This window comes from uncultured Stenotrophomonas sp., assembly GCF_963519925.1.
Classification (GTDB): Bacteria; Pseudomonadota; Gammaproteobacteria; order Xanthomonadales; family Xanthomonadaceae; genus Stenotrophomonas; species Stenotrophomonas maltophilia_AE.
On the sequence record NZ_CAUQPH010000015.1, the window covers coordinates 1 to 17,171 of the forward strand.

Here is a 17,171-nt window from a genome sequence, read left to right on the forward strand (position 1 = left end):
GCCCAGGCGCGCCGCTATGTCGTGGTCGGCGGGCCGGCCGGCTTCAAGGCGTGGGCCGGGCACGGTGAAACGTCCATCACCATGTCGGCCACGCGCATGTACGCGCAGGTCCTGCACCAGGAAGCGCAGGCGCTGGGCGTGCGTGCGCAGATGCTCGAAGTGAGCAACCCGGTGTGCACCCCCAGCAATGCCGCCAATGCCTGCATCGAATGGCCGAGTGCGCTGCTGGTCGGCCGCCGCCTGGTCTCGCTGCTCGACACCTGCACCGACAACCGCGCCATCGTCCGTTGCGACACCCGCGATGCCGAACTGCCGCGCGGCCTGTTGAACCAGGAATGGCCGCCGCCGTTTTCGCGGAACACGGCCGGCACCGCTTGACCTCTACCAAGGTTGAGGTCCCACGCTACGCCACCGCTTCGCCTCGCTGCCCCCGATTTCGTCTTCCCCCCCTTCTGTACGGATGCATGCCATGACCACCCACACCTCTCCCTCTACCCGCATCACCCGACGGCTGGCCATGGCCGGCGTGTCCCTCCTCGCCGCTGCCGTGCTGGCCGCCTGCAGTGGCGGCCACGCCGAAGAAGCCGGGGCACCGCCGCCGCCGCAGGTCAGTGCCGCGCCAGTGCTGGTCAAGCCGGTCAGCCAGTGGGATGACTTCAGCGGCCGCGTCGAAGCGGTGCAGAACGTCGAACTGCGCCCGCGCGTCTCCGGCTACATCGACAAGGTCAACTATGTCGAAGGCGAGGAAGTGAACAAGGGCGACGTGCTGTTCACCATCGACGCCCGCAGCTACCAGGCAGAGTACGACCGCGCCCGTGCCGAACTGGCACGTGCACGCACCCAGGCGACGCTGGCACGCAGCGAGTCCGACCGCGCGAAGAAGCTGTCCGACCAGCAGGCCATCTCCACCGAGACCTGGGAACAGCGGCGTGCTGCCGCCGACCAGGCCGGTGCCAACGTGCAGGCGGCGCAGGCCGCGCTTGATGCGGCGGCACTGAACCTGGAGTTCACCAAGGTGCGTGCACCGATCAGCGGCCGTGCCGGCCGCGCGCTGGTCACCGCCGGCAATCTGGTCACCGCCGGCGACAGCGCCAGCGTGCTGACCACGCTGGTATCGCTGGACACCGTGTTCGTTTACTTCGACGCCGACGAGGGCACCTTCCTGCGTTACGCGCAGATGGCACGCAAGGGCGAACGCCCGAGCGAGCGCGACAGCGACCTGCCGGTCAAGGTCGGTCTGTCGGGCGAAGAGGGCTTCCCGCACCAAGGCAAGGTCGATTTCCTGGACAACCAGGTGACCCGCAGCACCGGCACCATCCGCGTGCGCGCGCTGCTGGACAATGCCGACCGCGCCTTCACCCCGGGCCTGTTCGCGCGCGTGCAGCTGCTCGGCAGCGGCCAGTTCCAGGCCATGCTGATCGACGACAAGGCCGTGCTCACCGACCAGGACCGCAAGTACGTGTACGTGGTCGACAAGGACGGCAAGGCACAGCGCCGTGACATCACGCTGGGGCGTACCGCCGAAGGCCTGCGCATCGTGCAGAAGGGCCTGAACGCCGGCGACCGCGTGATCATCGACGGTGTGCAGAAGGTCTTCATGCCCGGCATGCCGGTGCAGGCCAAGGCGGTGGCGATGCAGCCTGCCGCAGCGGCGTCCCAGGTTGCATTGAAGTAAAAAAGCAGCCGACCGACGGTCGGCTCTACATGGAAATGCCTCGTGCGCATCCCATCCGCTGTCGGCTTCGACAGCGGCCGGGGTGCTGCACGCCGGCGTTGCTGAAAACACCAGGAATCCACCCATGGACTTTTCCCGTTTCTTCATCGACAGGCCGATTTTCGCGGCGGTGCTGTCGATCGTGATCTTCGCCGCCGGCCTGATCTCCATCCCCATCCTGCCGATCGGCGAGTACCCCGAAGTGGTGCCGCCGTCGGTGGTGGTGCGCACCGTGTATCCGGGTGCGAACCCGAAGGTGATCGCGGAAACCGTGGCCACCCCGCTGGAAGAGGCGATCAACGGCGTCGAGGGCATGATGTACCTCAAGTCGGTGGCCGGCTCGGACGGCGTGCTGCAGATGACCGTCACCTTCCGCCCGGGCACCGACCCGGACGACGCGGCGGTGAAGGTGCAGAACCGCGTGGCCCAGGCGCAGGCGCGCCTGCCCGAAGACGTACGCCGCCAGGGCGTGACCACGCAGAAACAGTCGCCCACCTTCCTGATGGTGGTGCACCTGACCTCGCCCAACGGCAAGTACGACACCCTGTACCTGCGCAACTACGCCCGCCTGCACGTCAAGGACGCGCTGGCCCGCATTCCCGGCGTGGGCGACGCGCAGATCTTCGGTGGCGGTGACTACGCCATGCGTGCCTGGCTGGACCCGGACAAGGTCGCCGCGCGCGGCCTGACCGCCAGCGACGTGGTCCGCGCCATGCGCGAACAGAACGTGCAGGTCTCGGCTGGCCAGCTCGGCGCCGAACCCATGCCCGACAGCCAGTTCCTGACCCTGATCAATGCCCAGGGCCGCCTGCGCAGCGAGCAGGAATTCGGCGACATCGTGCTCAAGGCCGGTACCGACGGCGAAGTGGTGCGGCTGTCCGACGTGGCCCGGGTTGAACTGGGTGCGGGCGACTACACCCTGCGTTCGCAGCTGGACGGCAAGAACGCAGTGGGCATCGGTATCTTCCAAGCCCCCGGCGCCAACGCGCTGGAGATCCGTGATGCGGTGATCGGCACCATGGACGAGATGCAGAAGGGCTTCCCGGCCGACGTCAAGTACGAAGCGGTGTACGACACCACCATCTTCGTGCGCGACTCGATCAAGGCCGTGGTCTCCACCCTGCTCGAAGCCATCGCGCTGGTGGTGCTGGTGGTGATTCTGTTCCTGCAGACCTGGCGCGCCTCGATCATTCCGCTGATCGCCGTGCCGGTCTCCATCGTCGGTACCTTCGCCGCACTGTACGTGCTGGGCTTCTCGATCAACACGCTGAGCCTGTTCGGGCTGGTGCTGGCGATCGGCATCGTGGTCGACGACGCGATCGTGGTGGTGGAGAACGTCGAGCGCAACATCGAAGAAGGGCTGTCGCCGACCGCGGCGGCGCACCAGGCCATGAAGGAAGTGTCCGGCCCGATCGTCGCGATCGCGCTGGTGCTGTGCGCGGTGTTCGTGCCGATGGCCTTCCTGTCCGGCGTGACCGGCCAGTTCTACAAGCAGTTCGCGGTCACCATCGCAATCTCGACGGTGATCTCGGCGATCAATTCGCTGACCCTGTCGCCGGCCCTTGCCGCGCGCCTGCTCAAGCCGCATGACGCGGCCAAGGATGCGCCGACCCGGATCATCGACCGCCTGTTCGGCTGGATCTTCCGTCCGTTCAACCGTTTCTTCAAGTCCAGCTCGGAGAAGTACGAGCGTGGCGTGTCGAAGATCCTCGGTCGTCGCGGCGCGGTATTCGTGGTGTATGCGGTGCTGCTGGTGGGCACCGGCTTCATCTTCAAGCTGGTGCCGCCGGGCTTCATCCCGACCCAGGACAAGCTGTACCTGATCGCGGGCGTGAAGCTGCCGGAAGGCTCGTCGATCGCACGGACGGATGAAATGCTGCGCAAGGTCGCGAAGATCGCCCAGGAAACCGACGGCGTGGCGCACACCATTTCGTTCCCGGGCCTGAACGCGCTGCAGTTCACCAATACGCCCAACACCGGCGTGGCCTTCATTCCGCTCAAGCCGTTTAACGAGCGCAATGGCCGCACCGCCGCGGAGATCAACGCCGAGATCAACCAGAAGATCGCCGGTCTGCAGGAGGGCTTCGCGTTCGCCCTGATGCCGCCGCCGATCCTGGGCCTGGGCAACGGCAACGGCTACCAGATGTTCATCGAAGACCGAGGCAACCTGGGCTATGGCGCATTGCAGACGGCGGTCAGCCAGATGCAGGGCGCCGTGGCGCAGACCCCGGGCATGGCCTTCCCGATCACCAGCTACCAGGCCAACGTGCCGCAGCTGGACGCTGAAGTGGATCGGGTCAAGGCCAAGGCCCAGGGCGTGCAGCTGACCGAGCTGTTCGACACCCTGCAGACCTACCTGGGTTCCTCCTACGTCAATGACTTCAACGAGTTCGGGCGTACCTGGCAGGTGATCGCCCAGGCCGACGGCCAGTTCCGCAACAGCGTCGAAGACATCGGCAAGCTGCGGACCCGCAACGACCGTGGCGAGATGGTGCCGATCGGTTCGATGGTGACGGTGAAGGAAACCTACGGCCCGGACCCGGTGCTGCGCTTCAACGGTTACCCGGCCGCCGACCTGGCCGGTGAAGCCGACCCGCGCATGCTGTCCTCGGCGCAGGCCATGGACAACCTGACCCAGATCGCCGCCAAGGTGCTGCCGGTGGGCATGACCACCGAATGGACCGACCTGAGCTACCAGCAGGCCACCCAGGGCAAGGCCGCCTTCATCGTGTTCCCGGTGGCGATCCTGCTGGCGTTCCTGGTGCTGGCCGCCCTGTACGAAAGCTGGTCGCTGCCGCTGGCGGTGATCCTGATCGTGCCGATGACGCTGCTGTCGGCCCTGTTCGGCGTATGGTTGACCGGCGGTGACAACAACGTGTTCGTGCAGGTGGGCCTGGTGGTGCTGATGGGCCTGGCGTGCAAGAACGCGATCCTGATCGTCGAATTCGCCCGCGAGCTGGAAATGGGCGGCAAGGGGATCGTGGAAGCCGCGCTGGAAGCGTGCCGCCTGCGTCTGCGTCCGATCGTGATGACCTCCATCGCGTTCATCGCCGGCACCGTCCCGCTGGTGCTGTCGCACGGCGCGGGTGCGGAAGTGCGCTCGGTGACCGGCATCACCGTGTTTGCCGGCATGCTCGGCGTGACCCTGTTCGGCCTGTTCCTGACCCCGGTGTTCTACGTGGCGCTGCGCACGTTCGTCAGCCGCAACGGCGGCGGCAAGCTGGTCGCCCACGGCGAATCCACCCTGCATCACTGATCCCGACCCCTACGAGGAATCACCCATGAATACCGCTACTTCCAAGATCGCCCTGGTTACCGGTGCCACCCGTGGCATCGGCCTGGAAACCGTCCGCCAGCTGGCCCAGGCCGGCGTGCACACGCTGCTGGCCGGGCGCAAGCGCGACGCTGCCGTGGCCGAGGCGCTCAAGCTGCAGGCCGAAGGCCTGCCGGTGGAGGCGATCCAGCTGGACGTCGGTGATGCCGCCAGCATCGCCGCCGCCGTGCAGGAAATCACCGACCGCCATGGCCGGCTCGACATCCTGGTCAACAACGCCGGCATCCTGCTCGACGACCCCGCGCTGCTGCCGTCGGCACAGACCCTGCAGACCTGGCGCGACACCTTCGATACCAACGTGTTCGCGGTGATCGCAGTGACCCAGGCCTTCCTGCCGCTTATCAAGGCATCGCCGGCCGGGCGCATCGTCAACGTGTCCAGCATCCTCGGCTCGCTGACCCTGCACAGCCAGCCGGGTTCGCCGATCTACGGCTTCGCGGTGCCGGCTTACAACGCGTCGAAGAGCGCGGTGAATGCCTGGACCGTGCAGCTGGCTTACGAGCTGCGCGACAGCGCCACCAAGGTCAACACCGTGCACCCGGGCTACGTGAAGACCGACATGAACCGTGGCGAAGGCGAGATCGAAATCGCCGATGGCGCCCGCTCCAGCGTCGGCATGGCGCTGATCGGGGCCGATGGCCCCAACGGCAGCTTCACCTACCTGGGCGAGGTGCTGCCATGGTGATCCGTGTGTTGACCGCCGCCGTTGCCAGCGCGCTGCTGGCCGGCTGCGTCAGCGTCGGCCCCAACTACCAGGCACCGCCGGCGCAGCCGGTGGTCCTGCAGGGCGCGGCCGCGCCGGTGTTCAGCACCACCTCGCCGGTGGCCAGCTGGTGGGCGCAGTTCGATGATCCGGTGCTGGAACAACTGGTGCACGACGCGCTGGGCGAGAACCTGGACCTGCGCATCGCCATGGCGCGGGTACGCGAGGCCCGCGCGGTGTTCGTCGAACAGCGCCTGGACCAGCTGCCGCACGTCACCGCCGGGGGCGCCTACGACCGAAGCAAGCAGCCGGACCTGACCGCCGGCGGCGAGCGCATTTTCAGCGAAACCTACCAGCTCGGTTTCGACGCGGGCTGGGAACTGGACCTGTTCGGACGCCAGCGCCGCGCCGCCGAAGCGGCGCGTGCCGACCTCGGTGCCGAGCAGGACAACCTCGCCGATGCGCAGGTCACGGTGGCTGCCGAAGTGGCGCGCAACTACTTCGAGCTGCGCGGTACGCAGAAGCGGATCGTCGTGGCCGAACGCACCCTGGTCAACCTGCGCGACACCCAGAAGCTCACCGAAGCGCGCTGGAACCTGGGCGCGGGCAGCGAGCTGGACGTGCAGAGCAGCCGCGCACGGCTGAAGGCGATCGAAGCGGACATTCCGCTGCTGGAAGTGGCCGAAGTGCAGTCGCGGCATCGCCTGGCGGTGCTGCTGGGGCAGCGCCCGGATGCGCTGGACGCGCTGCTGGCACCGCGCGAGGTGGCGCCGTACGCCAAGGCGTTGCCCTTGGGCGACACCACCGACCTGCTGCGCCAGCGTGCCGACGTGCGCGTGGCCGAGCGTCGCCTGGCTGCCGCCACGGCGCGGGTGGGCGTGGCCACGGCCGACCTGTTCCCACGCATCAGCCTGAGCGGTTTCGTCGGGTTCCTGTCCGGCGATGCCAGCGGGTTGGTCAATGGCAACAACAAGGCGTGGTCGGTGACCCCCTCGATCAGCTGGGCCGCGTTCGACTTCGGTACGGTCAAGGCACGGCTGCGTGCCAGCAAGGCGCAGGCCGATGGCGCCGCCGCCGAGTATGAAAAGGCGGTGCTGCTGGCGCTGGAAGACACCGAGAACGCGTTGACCCGCTACGCCAAGCAGCAGGCGCGGCTGGCCATCGTCGCCGAGCAGGCGCAGGCCGCGCGGCGCGCCGAGCAGCTGGCGCAGATCCGCTATCGGGAGGGGTCGGAAGACTTCCTGACCCTGCTCGATGCGCAGCGCACCCAGCTGGCCGCCGACGATGCACTGGCCGCGGCCGAGTCCACGGTCAACGTCAGCGTGGTCGGCGTGTACAAGGCGTTGGGCGGGTGGGGGCAGCAGCAGGACACGACGCCGCCGGCCCTGGCCGGCACGATGCGGTAACCCCGGCAGGGGGCAGCACGGGTCGCCCCCTGCACGCTTTGTAGCGGTAGGCCGTGATGGCGTGCCGGGAAACCCCGCGCTGACGGCTTTGCCTCTGCCGGGTCGGGCCGGGGCGGTGCTAAAAACACCGCCTGTCCGGGAGATGAGCAATGCAACGGAAGTGCTGGAAGCCGCCGCGTGCGGCCAAGGAAGAGCGTGCCGCGACGAACGCGGGCCTGTCGGCCAGCGTGATCGTGCTGCTGGTGGTGGCCGCGTTGACGGTCAGCCTGGGCTTCGCCCGGCTGCCCGACGGGTTGCTCGGCATCGGCGTGGTCGCGGTGGGCGTGTTCCTGGCCATCAGCGCCCGGATCTGCCAGGCGCGCGAACAGCACCAGGCCCTGTGCCAGGCGCTGGATGGCCTGCGCCGGTCGCCGCGCGGTTGAATGCGGCGGGCCTGCGCAGGCAGGGCACGCCTGTCAGCGGGCCGGGAAGGTCAGTTCAGCCTGTACCGGGTAGTGGTCCGACGGCACCACGCCGCCCGGCTTCTGGTCCAGGGTCTGGAACCGGTCCACGCCGAAGCCGCGCACCAGGATCCAGTCGATCTCGGCAGTGGGCGTATCACTGAAGTTCTGGAAGGTCAGGCGCGGGCCGTCGACCTTCTTCGCCAGCTTGCGTGCATCGCCCAGCGCCTGGGTGAAGGCGGCATAGGTGCCGCTGCCCGGTTCGCTGTTGAAATCACCGGTGACCACCACCGGGATGTCCCTGGGAAGCGCGGCCAGCCGCTTGGCGATCAGCTTGGCGCCGAGGACGCGGCGCGGCTCGTCTTCATCGCGGTAGGGCAGGTGGGTGTTGTACAGGTAGAACTGCCTGCCGTCGGCCTGGCGCTGGAACAGCGCCCAGGTGACCATGCGCGGCATCAGGTTGCCCCAGGTGATGCTGCCGGCGACCTCGGGGGTGTCGGACAGCCAGAAGTTGCCGGATTCGACCACCTTCAACGCGGCGTTGTCGTAGAACACGCCCATGTGCTCCTCATTGTCGCCGGGGCCCCGCGGCTCACCGAACCAGCGGTAACCCGGCAGGTGCTCCACCAGGTAGTCGGCCTGGTTGGTCTTGAGTTCCTGGGTGCCGAACACCACCGGGTGCTGCTCGCGCAGCAGCGCCACCATCGCATCGCGACGGTCCTCCCAGCGCTTGTTGGGTTCGGTATCCACCGGGGTGCGGACGTTGAACGACATCACCCGCAACGGCTCAGGCGCCTTGGCCAGGGCCGGGCCGAGCGGCAGCGCCAGCGCGATCAGGGCCAGCAGGGCCGGACGACGGAAAGCAGACAGCATGGGAATCCCTCCATTCCATGAAAACGTTTGCAGAGGGTGCCATGGAATGCCCGGGCCCGACTATGCGGACGTTGGCGGCAGCGGCTCAGCTGCCCAGCAGCACGATCCCCACCGTCAGGTTGATCGCCGTCCCAAGCGCGAACACCCACAGCGCCGACAGCGCCGAGTTCAGCCAGGAGCGCTGCAGCGCGACCTTCAGCCAACCGGTCTGTACCACCAGGTACCATGCGGCCGACAGCAGGCCGGTCGCGATCCCGATAGTGGTGGACAGCTCCCCGGGCAGGCGCACGAACACCATGCTGGTGGACAGCGCCACCGCGAACGGGGCGGTGAGGTAGCACTGCATGAAGAACGGGCGGCGCAGCGATTCGCGGGTCATCGGCACCCGCTTGCGGCGCAGCAGGTGCACGGTGGCCACCAGCGGCCAGATCGCGAAGGTGATCGAGCGGTACAGCAGTAGGCTCTCCTCGTTGCCCATGACCGTGCGCGACAGCTCGTTGGTGCCGACCACGGTCTGGTGCATCAGCAGCTCCACCCCATGCGCCACCAGCACCGCCAGCATCAGGAACATCGGCGGGCTGATCGCATCGTCGAACTGGCGCTCCAGCTTCTGGGTCAGCTCCGTGTTCACGTACTGCGCCATGCGCCGGGGGTGGACGATCACCCGGTACAGCGTGCGCGGGAAGAACAGGAACCAGGTGCAGAGCTCGTAGAGGAACTCTTCGAGCGAACGCAGCAGCTTGAGGAAATCCATGCAGACCTCGGGGTGGGCACTGGCACGCAGGGCGCCGTGGCCCAAGCATGTCGCAACGCCGCCGTGCCGTACAGGGCGGCGTTGCCTTCACGACAGGCCGCGATCCTGCCGCCACTGTCGGAAGAAGTTAAGCAGTTGCGTGGACGGTACGGCGTGGACCGCCCCGGGAAGTGCGGGCTCGATGGATGCCGGGATGGACGTCCCGTATTCCTCCAGGTAGCGGACGGAGAAGGTCTGCGCGTCCGGGAACATCTCACGCATCTGCGGGATGACCACGCCACCGCAGGACGGGCAGGCGCCCAGCATCGTGCTTAGTCTGAAGCTGACCACGTTGCGGTGCGTGCCCATGCAGCTGGCAATCAATCGCTCGGAATCCACGCTGCGGTCGAACACCAGCGTACGGGTGTCATCGGCATGGCGCAGCACCGGCAGGCTTGTGATTCGGGGCAGTGGCGCCACGCCCTGCATTGCCGCGCGGGCATCGACGAAGCGGGTGCCGTCGGGCAGGCTCGGGTTTGCGCGCAGGTGGATGTTGCGTGCGCGTTTTCCGCCGGACAGGGCGTAATAGATCGTGCGGGTCCCGTCCGATTCCACTACCTCTGCAAACGCCAGGTTCGCGCCTTTGAGATGATCCAGGATCGGCCGCCCCGCCTCGGGCAGGGCCAGCGCCGCCGCATCGATGCCCGACCAGGCGCCTTTGCCCCCGGTGGCCGGCAGCAGTGCGTTGAGGATCTCGGCCACCGACGCCCGTTCCTCTTCGCTGGCGCTGCCCAACGCGTTCCAGTCGGGAATGCGTCGGCGGGCCAGGCGCAGGAATGTGCGCTGCTCGCTTTGACCGGTGAGCACCTTGTCCGCATAGCGGCCGAGCACATCGGGACGTCCGCGGGCGGCGAACCACGACACATACGCTTCGTAGGTCGGGAAACGTTCGGCGAGTTCGGGGCTCAACGTGGGCTGGATGTAGCCGAAGACCAGCCGCGCGATGTTCTCCCGGTCCTGCTCGAGATAGGGGCGCAGCAGCTGCACACGATAGGTTTCCGAAGCGCGCAGGTACTCGTTGATTTCGGTGTCGTCACGGCCCGGTTCGAGGCGGGTGAAGTGCAGGAGGGTCCCCGCGTCTTCGCTTGCCGGCAGCGCGGCGTGGTAGAACACGCCGTCGTCCGGTTCGATGCACAGGGCGCGCTGGAACGGCGACTCGATACGGATCGCGCGCAGCCGGCGCGCATCGTCGATTCCCTCCACCAGTGCGCCCACATCCACCACGGGCAGGCGCTGCTGCAGGCGGTCGATGTCCGCGTCCGCAAGTGATCCGGGCAGGCCGAACGTGCGCGCGTCCGCCAGCGTGCCCCGAAGGGTGGCGGGATACATCACGCTGGCGGGCAGGCCCAGCGCTTCGCGCTCCGCGGCCGGCACTGGAACCAGTTGAGGCGTTTTCGGACCCGGTGTATACGAACAGACCTCGCCCTTGTGCACCATCAGGCGCAGCGGACCTTCGCCTTCCGGTGCCGTATGGGCCAGGTCCAGGGTGAATTCCCGCGAGGCGGCGGCGATGCCCTGCAGGCGCCCAGGCCGCAGCGCGTCGGTCTGCAGGTCCTTGGCTGCATCCGGTACGAAGCGCAGCCGCGATTGCAGCACGCAGGGCACCGCCTCCAGCGATCGGCGCGGGCGGCAGCGTGCCGGCACCTCGCGCCATTGTCCTGTACGCCCGCGGTCCTCCGGCGTGGCGACTCGTGAGAATGCATCGCCGGTGGGATTGAGCCGGTAGTGCTGGCCGCGGATCACCACTTCCCAGTCGTCGTGGCCGTGATCGAGGAACTGCGCGGGGGTATCGCCGATGGCGATCTGCAGTCCGTTGTCGCCGCGCGTGACCGGAAGCGATGGCGGCAGGTCATGTTCCAGCGTGAACGCCTCCAGCGCGGGCCCGTAGGGCTGTCCGCTGTAAACGTCGTAACGGTGCCACGCGCTGCCACGGGCCATCGCCAGCACCGTGCTCCCATCGGACAGTCGTGCCTCGGCCAACGAGGGCGTCAGCACGCGTCGTTCCTGCAAGGCCGCCGCCGGCACGCCGCCGCTGGCCAGCGCGTGCTCCAGCGCCAACGCCGAGCGTTCCACCGCCGGACGGCTGCGCAGCACCTGTTTCAACCACCCTGCGCCCTGCAGCGCGCTGTTCCAGGCATGGCTGCCGGCCCACAGACCGCCCTTGGCCATGTCGCGCAGGGTGCCCGCACCGCCGGCCATCACCAGCGATGTGCCGAGTGCCTGCAGCGCGCCCCCGGCTTCGGCGGCAATCGACTGGATGCTGCGTTCGCCGGCAGTGGTTACGACATCCACGGTGCTGGCCAGGAAGCCGATGGGTGGCGCGCCGACGGACGCGGCATCCATCCCGCAGCGGAGGAAGGTGCCCAGCGACCGTTCACCCGCCTCAAGGTCCTCGATGCATTCGTACAGGGGGACCAGGAATTCGGCGACGGTGTTGAGCTGATGCAGTTCGCGCTGGTGCAGCTGTTCCAGCCCGGTCAGGTGGGCCAGCTCGTCAGCACGCGCCTGCTCGAACCGTGCCTGCCATAGATCCGCCGCCGCAGCCTTGGCAAGCCGCGCGACCGTCTGGTCGCCATGACCGGACACCGTCCCGCTGCAAGGCGTCACGATGAGCCCGGACAGTGGCGCGAGCTGATTGCCATCGCGGTGTCGCTGTACCGCACCGCTGACCAGGCCTTCGAAGTCGACAAGATCGCCCAGGGCGCGGTCCTTCCACACCCGCCGCGCCACCCCGGCCTGCGGAACGATCTCGAAGTACACGTCCTGCGCGCCGGCGGCTGTCGGCGTGCAGCGCAGCAGGAAGCCCTGAACGGCGGAGCGGTCATCGCACCGCACGCGCAGGGAGGTGCAGCCGGCGGTTTCGATCAGCCGCCGGTCGACAGCCGGCAGGCCATCGAGTGCCGTGCCGATCAGACCCGCCAGTCCGTCTTCCACCGTCTGCTTCCAGACCTCGTAGGCGCTCTCGAAACGACGCGCGGTGGTGGGCCCACGGGTCGACACCCAGGCGTCGGCCACCACCAGCGCCTGCAGGGTATCGTCGTTGGTGATCAAGGCGCGCTGGCGCGGGTCGTCGGCCTCGCCAGCGCCGACCGCATCTGGTTTGGCCAGGGCATACAGGTGCCGCTCGAAGGCGATCAGGCGCGAAGGCACGATGCCGTGGCGCGCCAGACAGGGCTCGCCGATGTCGGCCGGTCGCTGCGACCACAGCGCCACGTCCACGCCGGCCTCGCGCAGGGTCTGACCGGCGATGTTTATGCGCCGTGGCGACGGGCTGGCCAGTTGCCGCACGTGCTGCGCGTGCGCATCCTGGTCGGCCTTCACCAGGTCCAGCGCATCGGCCAGCTGCTGTCCGTTCGCCGCATCGAACCAGGTCAGGTTGCCCACGCCACCGTGCGCGGTGGCATACGCCAGCGCTGCCGGCACCAGCGCACGCGCCCACGCCGCATGCAGGTCGTCGTTGCCGCCGGGCGTGGGTGCGGGCTGCGCCAACTGCGCGGGCAGCGCACAGACCGCATCGAATCCCACGCGGCTGCAGGCACCGGGCTGCATGGCGTCCAGCAGGGTCGCGCCGTGTCGCAGCGCGACGCTCTGCAATGAGCGGCCATACGTGAGCCAGTCGGGCACGCCCTCCACCTGCAATGCCGGCTGGTCCAGCTCGCTGGTCAGCAGCCAGTACATCAGCTCGAGTGCTGCCGGCGAGGCGTCGCCGTTGGTGTCGAGGATGCTGGCGCGCAGTTCGTGCGCCAGCTGGATGATCGGCACGTCCACCGCCCCGGGCGAGGCGAAGCGTTCGCGCAGTGCGTCGATCCGCTCGATGCCGACGTAGCGCTCCAGCATCCGCTGCGCGAGCAGCGTCTGCGCGCCCCGAATCGAGACCTCCGGTTCACCGTTGCCGCCCAGCCAGCCCGCCTCGGCCAGCAGCGGCCGGCACACCTCCGCGAACTGGCGCGTGCGCGACATCAGCGCCCAGGCATCGGGGGCAGCCAGCGGCCCGGCATCGCTGCCGTCGTGCTTATCGGGGTGCAGCAGGGAGAGACCAAACTGCTCGAGCAGGTCATCCAGTGGCGGCAGTTCTACGACATGCGACCCGGCGGCCTGCGGGCGATCCGGAACCGCTCGCAGCGCGAATTCGGGCAGAGCCGCATCCTCAGGGTTGTGCGCCCCTGCATCTGATGCGATGCGCTGGGGTAGCACGGGGAACGTAAGCGGTGCACGCCACGCCGGCGCGGCGCGTAACGCAGGCGGCAGCAACGCTGCACCGAACGCCAGGGCTTCATCGACGGTCAGCGCGGGATGGCGCGCGCGCAGCTCGATCGCCAGCGACAACACGGGTGCACCGTCGACCGCCGGATCGCTCGGCACGTCCCAGCCTGCGCCGGGAACCGCCAGCTGCGCTTCGGCCGACGCGCCGAGCAGGGCGGCGCAGGTGCTGGCCGACAATGGCGCCTCGCGGTCCAGGCGTGATCCCGCGCTGCGCCCGGCCACCGAGCCGAGCAGGCGCTGCCAGACGAGCTGCTGCGCATCGTCACTGGCGCACCACAGGTCCAGCGCCTGCGGCGCGTCCATGATCCGGGTCCACAGCGTGGGCATCGGCACGGAGGGCCGCGCGTCCGCGGTGATGTCGATGGCATGCTTTACCGCGTGGACCACGCCCTCGCGATTGCTGCGCATGCCCGGCGCGCGCCACAGCGCCGCCAGCGCGCTGTCCGGCAGCAGGGTGAGCCATTCGTCCGGCGTCAGCTGCCAGATCGATCCGCGCTGGAAGCGGTCGCGCCAGGCGCCCAGCGCGTCCGCCCCTGGCGCCGCTGCCAGCTGCCGGAAGAAGCCGTGGACCAGCTCGGGGGTGACATCGTCCACCGCGATCTCCACGGCCTGCGCCACCAGCTGAAGGCTCTCGCGCCCGCGTTGCAGGCGCAGCAGGTCGCGCGCCTGCTGCTGCGGGTCGTCCGCGATCCGGTCGCGACCGAGCAGGTGCTGCAGCACGGCAGCCGGCAAGGGCAGGGTCACGGTCATCGGTCGCAGCAGGGGGCGGAGTCGTTCGGGTGTGTGTGCCAGGTCCAGCGCCTCCAGGCGCGCCAGGGCGCCGGACGCGCGGGCGCCGCCGGTCCAGGCGAAGAACCCGGAGAACGCCGGGTAGGCCCGTCGATACCAGGGATCGGCCTGTGCCATCGGCAGGTCAACGCCCGCATACAGATGCAGCACCGGTGCGATCAGTGCGCCGGTAAGCACGCGCAGGTCGTTGCGGCGGGGATCGATCAGCGACTGCGGCGCTGGCTCCAGGTCTTCATAACGGGCCAACGAGGCCGCGATGCGATGGAACAGCGCGCCCAGTTCCGTGACCCAGTGCGTGCCTGCCACGGCGGCCTTTCGTTCCAGGTGATCGCGCCAGTCGGCTGCGGTCGGTGCCTTCCCGCGCCAGTCCCAACCTGCGCCGAAACGCAGCGGATCCAGGTCCCGGCGCAGCGAAACCAACAGGTCGGCCAGCAGCGTGTCGGCGCTGTCGAGCCGGTCGAATCCACTGGCATCCAGCAGCGCGGGGTGCGCTTCCACCAGCCAGGCGCGCATCTCGCCGACGCTGGCGCCATGCGGCAGCGGCCTGCCGTAGGCCCGATGCATGTGCGCACGGTGGGCCTCCAGCTGCGCCTCGGTCATGGGCGTTGCCAGGCGGCCGCTGACGGTATCGGTGTCCCACGCCAACACGTCGAAATGCGCGTGCGCCGCGGCAGCGGCGGTGGCGTCCTGCGCCTGCACGTACGCCGTTGCCGCGCGGCCGATGCGGGCCAGGCCATGCATCGGGCGGCGCTCGCCCGTGGCATGCGGGACATGGGTCAACAACTCCAGCATGCGCGCGAACGCGTAAGCGCGTGCCGTATCGCCACCGTCGGCCAGGCTGCGCCGCGCACCTTCGGGCAGCATCGGCAGGCGCTGCAGCGTGGCGTACCACGCCTGCAGCGGTGCGGACTCGAAGAAGGCCGCCAACGCGTCGGGATCGGGCGCGCGGTGTTGCAGATCGAGTCCAGCCTGCGCGAAGGCGTCGGTGATCGCCGTGTACAGACCGGTGAGGGTGCGCGGCACCTGCCAGTCCAGCGTTTCCCACCAATCGCCGGGTGCCAGGCGATCCACAAGCGGTGCCAGTACTGCCAATGGCAGCCGACCCTGCACTGGGATCATGTCCTGCGCGGCGGCACCGGTGAACAGCGCAGGCGGGGTGGAGTCACTGCGGTCGCGCATGCCGAAGTCGGTAAGCGCGCCGGCGTCCGCGCGTGGCAGCGCCGGAGGGTGCGTCCACGTTGCGCCTGCGGGCAGCGGCGGGGTGTTGTCGGGCATGAACGTGCGGAGGGCATTATCCGTGGTGGCGCCGTCCGGCCCGGGAACCTGGCTCGCCAGGAATGCGCCCATCGCCGCCGCACGTTCGCGCAGCATGCCGGGCACCACGCGCCGCTCCTCCCAGCACTGACCCGGCACGGCCACCGCGTTGCCCGGGCGCTGGCGGCCAAGCAGGGCATCGTTGTTTGCCTCCAGCGGGGGCTCGCCGACGACCGGCGTACAGGCCAGTGCCTCGACAGCACCCATCCACGCATCGCCCATGGCATGGGGTTGCGCGACATTGGCCACCGCTTCGGGGCGCGGCAGGGCCTTGCTGCCCAGCAGCGCGGCGCCGTTTGCAGCGGCGAATCCGATATCGAAACCGGTCTTCACCAGCTGCGGCACCTGCCACGGAACGCTGAGCAGCGTGACCAGGGCGCGCGCGGCGCTGTCGTAACGGCCCAGTGGGTGCACCGTCGTCGAGGTGTCCACGCTGGCCTGGTGGGCGACCTCCAGCAGCGCGGTGGCCAGCGGGGAAGGTGCTGTGATGCGGTGAGGCGCGCATGCCGACACTTCGAGCTGCGGCTCGGCCACGCCACGCTGCAGTGCGGCGAGCTGCTGGTAGGCAGCGCGTATCGAGCCCGCATCCTGCGCCCCGGAAAACACGACCGGCAGGCCGGCGCGTACCTCCAGCAGGCCGGCATCGCGTTGCTCGTGCTGGCGGATGCATCGCTGCGCGCGTTGCAGGGTCTGCGCGGACGCACCGGGCGCCAACTGCGCCAGCTGCGAGGCGACCGACGCATGGCGCGCCTGCATGTCCTGGCCGGCGACGTGCGCGTCCTGATGCCGGCGCGCCAGTTGCCGCGCATCCACCCCGACCCGCTGCGCGCGCTCCATCTCCAGGCGCTGCTTCCACGCAGCAGAAGGGACATCGACCGGACGGTAAAGCGCGTCGCGCAGGCCGCGCAGCAGCGGATCGCGTTCGGTGGTCGCCGCGCGCAGGCGTGGGCGTTCGGCAAGGCACTCCACTTCCCACTGTGCCTGCGGCAGTCGCAACGCGTAGTGCAGCACGCTCCGCCACGCCGTGGCCTCGTCGTCGCTGCAGGCGGGCAGGGCACACTGCGCGGCAAGCCACTCCGACAGTGCGTCGCTCAATCCCGTTCCGGTCCACCCGCCGTCCAGCAGCGCCTGCAGCAGCGCGGTGTCGATCGGCCCGTTCATAAGGGCATCGGCCAGTTCCCGCAGCCGTGCGCGCGGCACGCCGATCAGCGGCACGTACAGCGTTGGGAGCGCCTGCGCGCGGTTGTGGACCTGGTCTGGCATCGATCCCGCGGGTGCGGTCAACGGGGCGGCGCCGGGCACAGGCAGCGGGGAGGTCGTGGCGGTGGGCAGGGCGTGGCAGCGGGACATCATCGGCACAGGCAAGGCATCACAGCAGGCGCAGGGGGCGCGGAAGGGCGCCGATCCTACGGATGGGCTCCGCTGCTGCAATCGACTACGCCAATGGAACCTGACTGAAACAGTGACTTTGCACATCAAAGTCGTTGCGGCATGGGCGCTTCGGACAGGCCATCGCCAGGCGTCGCCGCGCACCGCGGGCTG

8 protein-coding genes and 1 pseudogene are annotated in these 17,171 nt (G+C 69.0%); 6 read left to right on the forward strand and 3 right to left on the reverse strand.

What is annotated here, in order from left to right:
• The 6 genes and pseudogenes from RWO33_RS04925 to RWO33_RS04950 form a co-directional block, all read left to right on the forward strand.
• Positions 1–378: pseudogene (locus RWO33_RS04925) on the forward strand (SDR family NAD(P)-dependent oxidoreductase); the annotation flags it as partial.
• Between the two features lie 91 nt (positions 379–469).
• A complete protein-coding gene (locus tag RWO33_RS04930) occupies positions 470–1,675 on the forward strand; it encodes an efflux RND transporter periplasmic adaptor subunit (RefSeq protein WP_314102681.1) in 1,206 nt (401 codons plus the stop codon).
• Positions 1,676–1,799: 124 nt separating this feature from the next.
• Positions 1,800–4,970: a multidrug efflux RND transporter permease subunit gene (locus RWO33_RS04935; protein WP_314102683.1), complete on the forward strand. Its 3,171-nt coding sequence runs from the start codon at positions 1,800–1,802 to the stop codon at positions 4,968–4,970.
• A gap of 25 nt (positions 4,971–4,995) precedes the next feature.
• Complete coding sequence (locus tag RWO33_RS04940; RefSeq protein ID WP_314102685.1) at positions 4,996–5,733, forward strand: SDR family oxidoreductase; 738 nt, start codon at positions 4,996–4,998, stop codon at positions 5,731–5,733.
• On the forward strand, positions 5,727–7,157 hold the full coding sequence (locus RWO33_RS04945) for an efflux transporter outer membrane subunit (RefSeq protein ID WP_314102687.1): 1,431 nt from the start codon (positions 5,727–5,729) through the stop codon (positions 7,155–7,157). Before RWO33_RS04940 ends, RWO33_RS04945 begins: the two co-directional genes overlap by 7 nt.
• A gap of 149 nt (positions 7,158–7,306) precedes the next feature.
• On the forward strand, positions 7,307–7,579 hold the full coding sequence (locus RWO33_RS04950; protein WP_314102689.1) for a hypothetical protein: 273 nt from the start codon (positions 7,307–7,309) through the stop codon (positions 7,577–7,579).
• A 33-nt stretch (positions 7,580–7,612) separates the two neighbouring features.
• Here the strand turns inward: RWO33_RS04950 and RWO33_RS04955 are convergent, their stop codons facing one another.
• The 3 genes from RWO33_RS04955 to RWO33_RS04965 form a co-directional block, all read right to left on the reverse strand.
• A complete protein-coding gene (locus RWO33_RS04955; RefSeq protein WP_314102691.1) occupies positions 7,613–8,470 on the reverse strand; it encodes an endonuclease/exonuclease/phosphatase family protein in 858 nt (285 codons plus the stop codon).
• A gap of 85 nt (positions 8,471–8,555) precedes the next feature.
• Positions 8,556–9,224 (reverse strand): hypothetical protein, encoded by a 669-nt coding sequence (locus tag RWO33_RS04960; protein WP_314102693.1) that lies wholly within the window; start codon positions 9,222–9,224, stop codon positions 8,556–8,558.
• Between the two features lie 87 nt (positions 9,225–9,311).
• Complete coding sequence (locus tag RWO33_RS04965) at positions 9,312–16,892, reverse strand: deaminase domain-containing protein (protein WP_314102695.1); 7,581 nt, start codon at positions 16,890–16,892, stop codon at positions 9,312–9,314.
• Positions 16,893–17,171 lie beyond the last annotated feature (279 nt).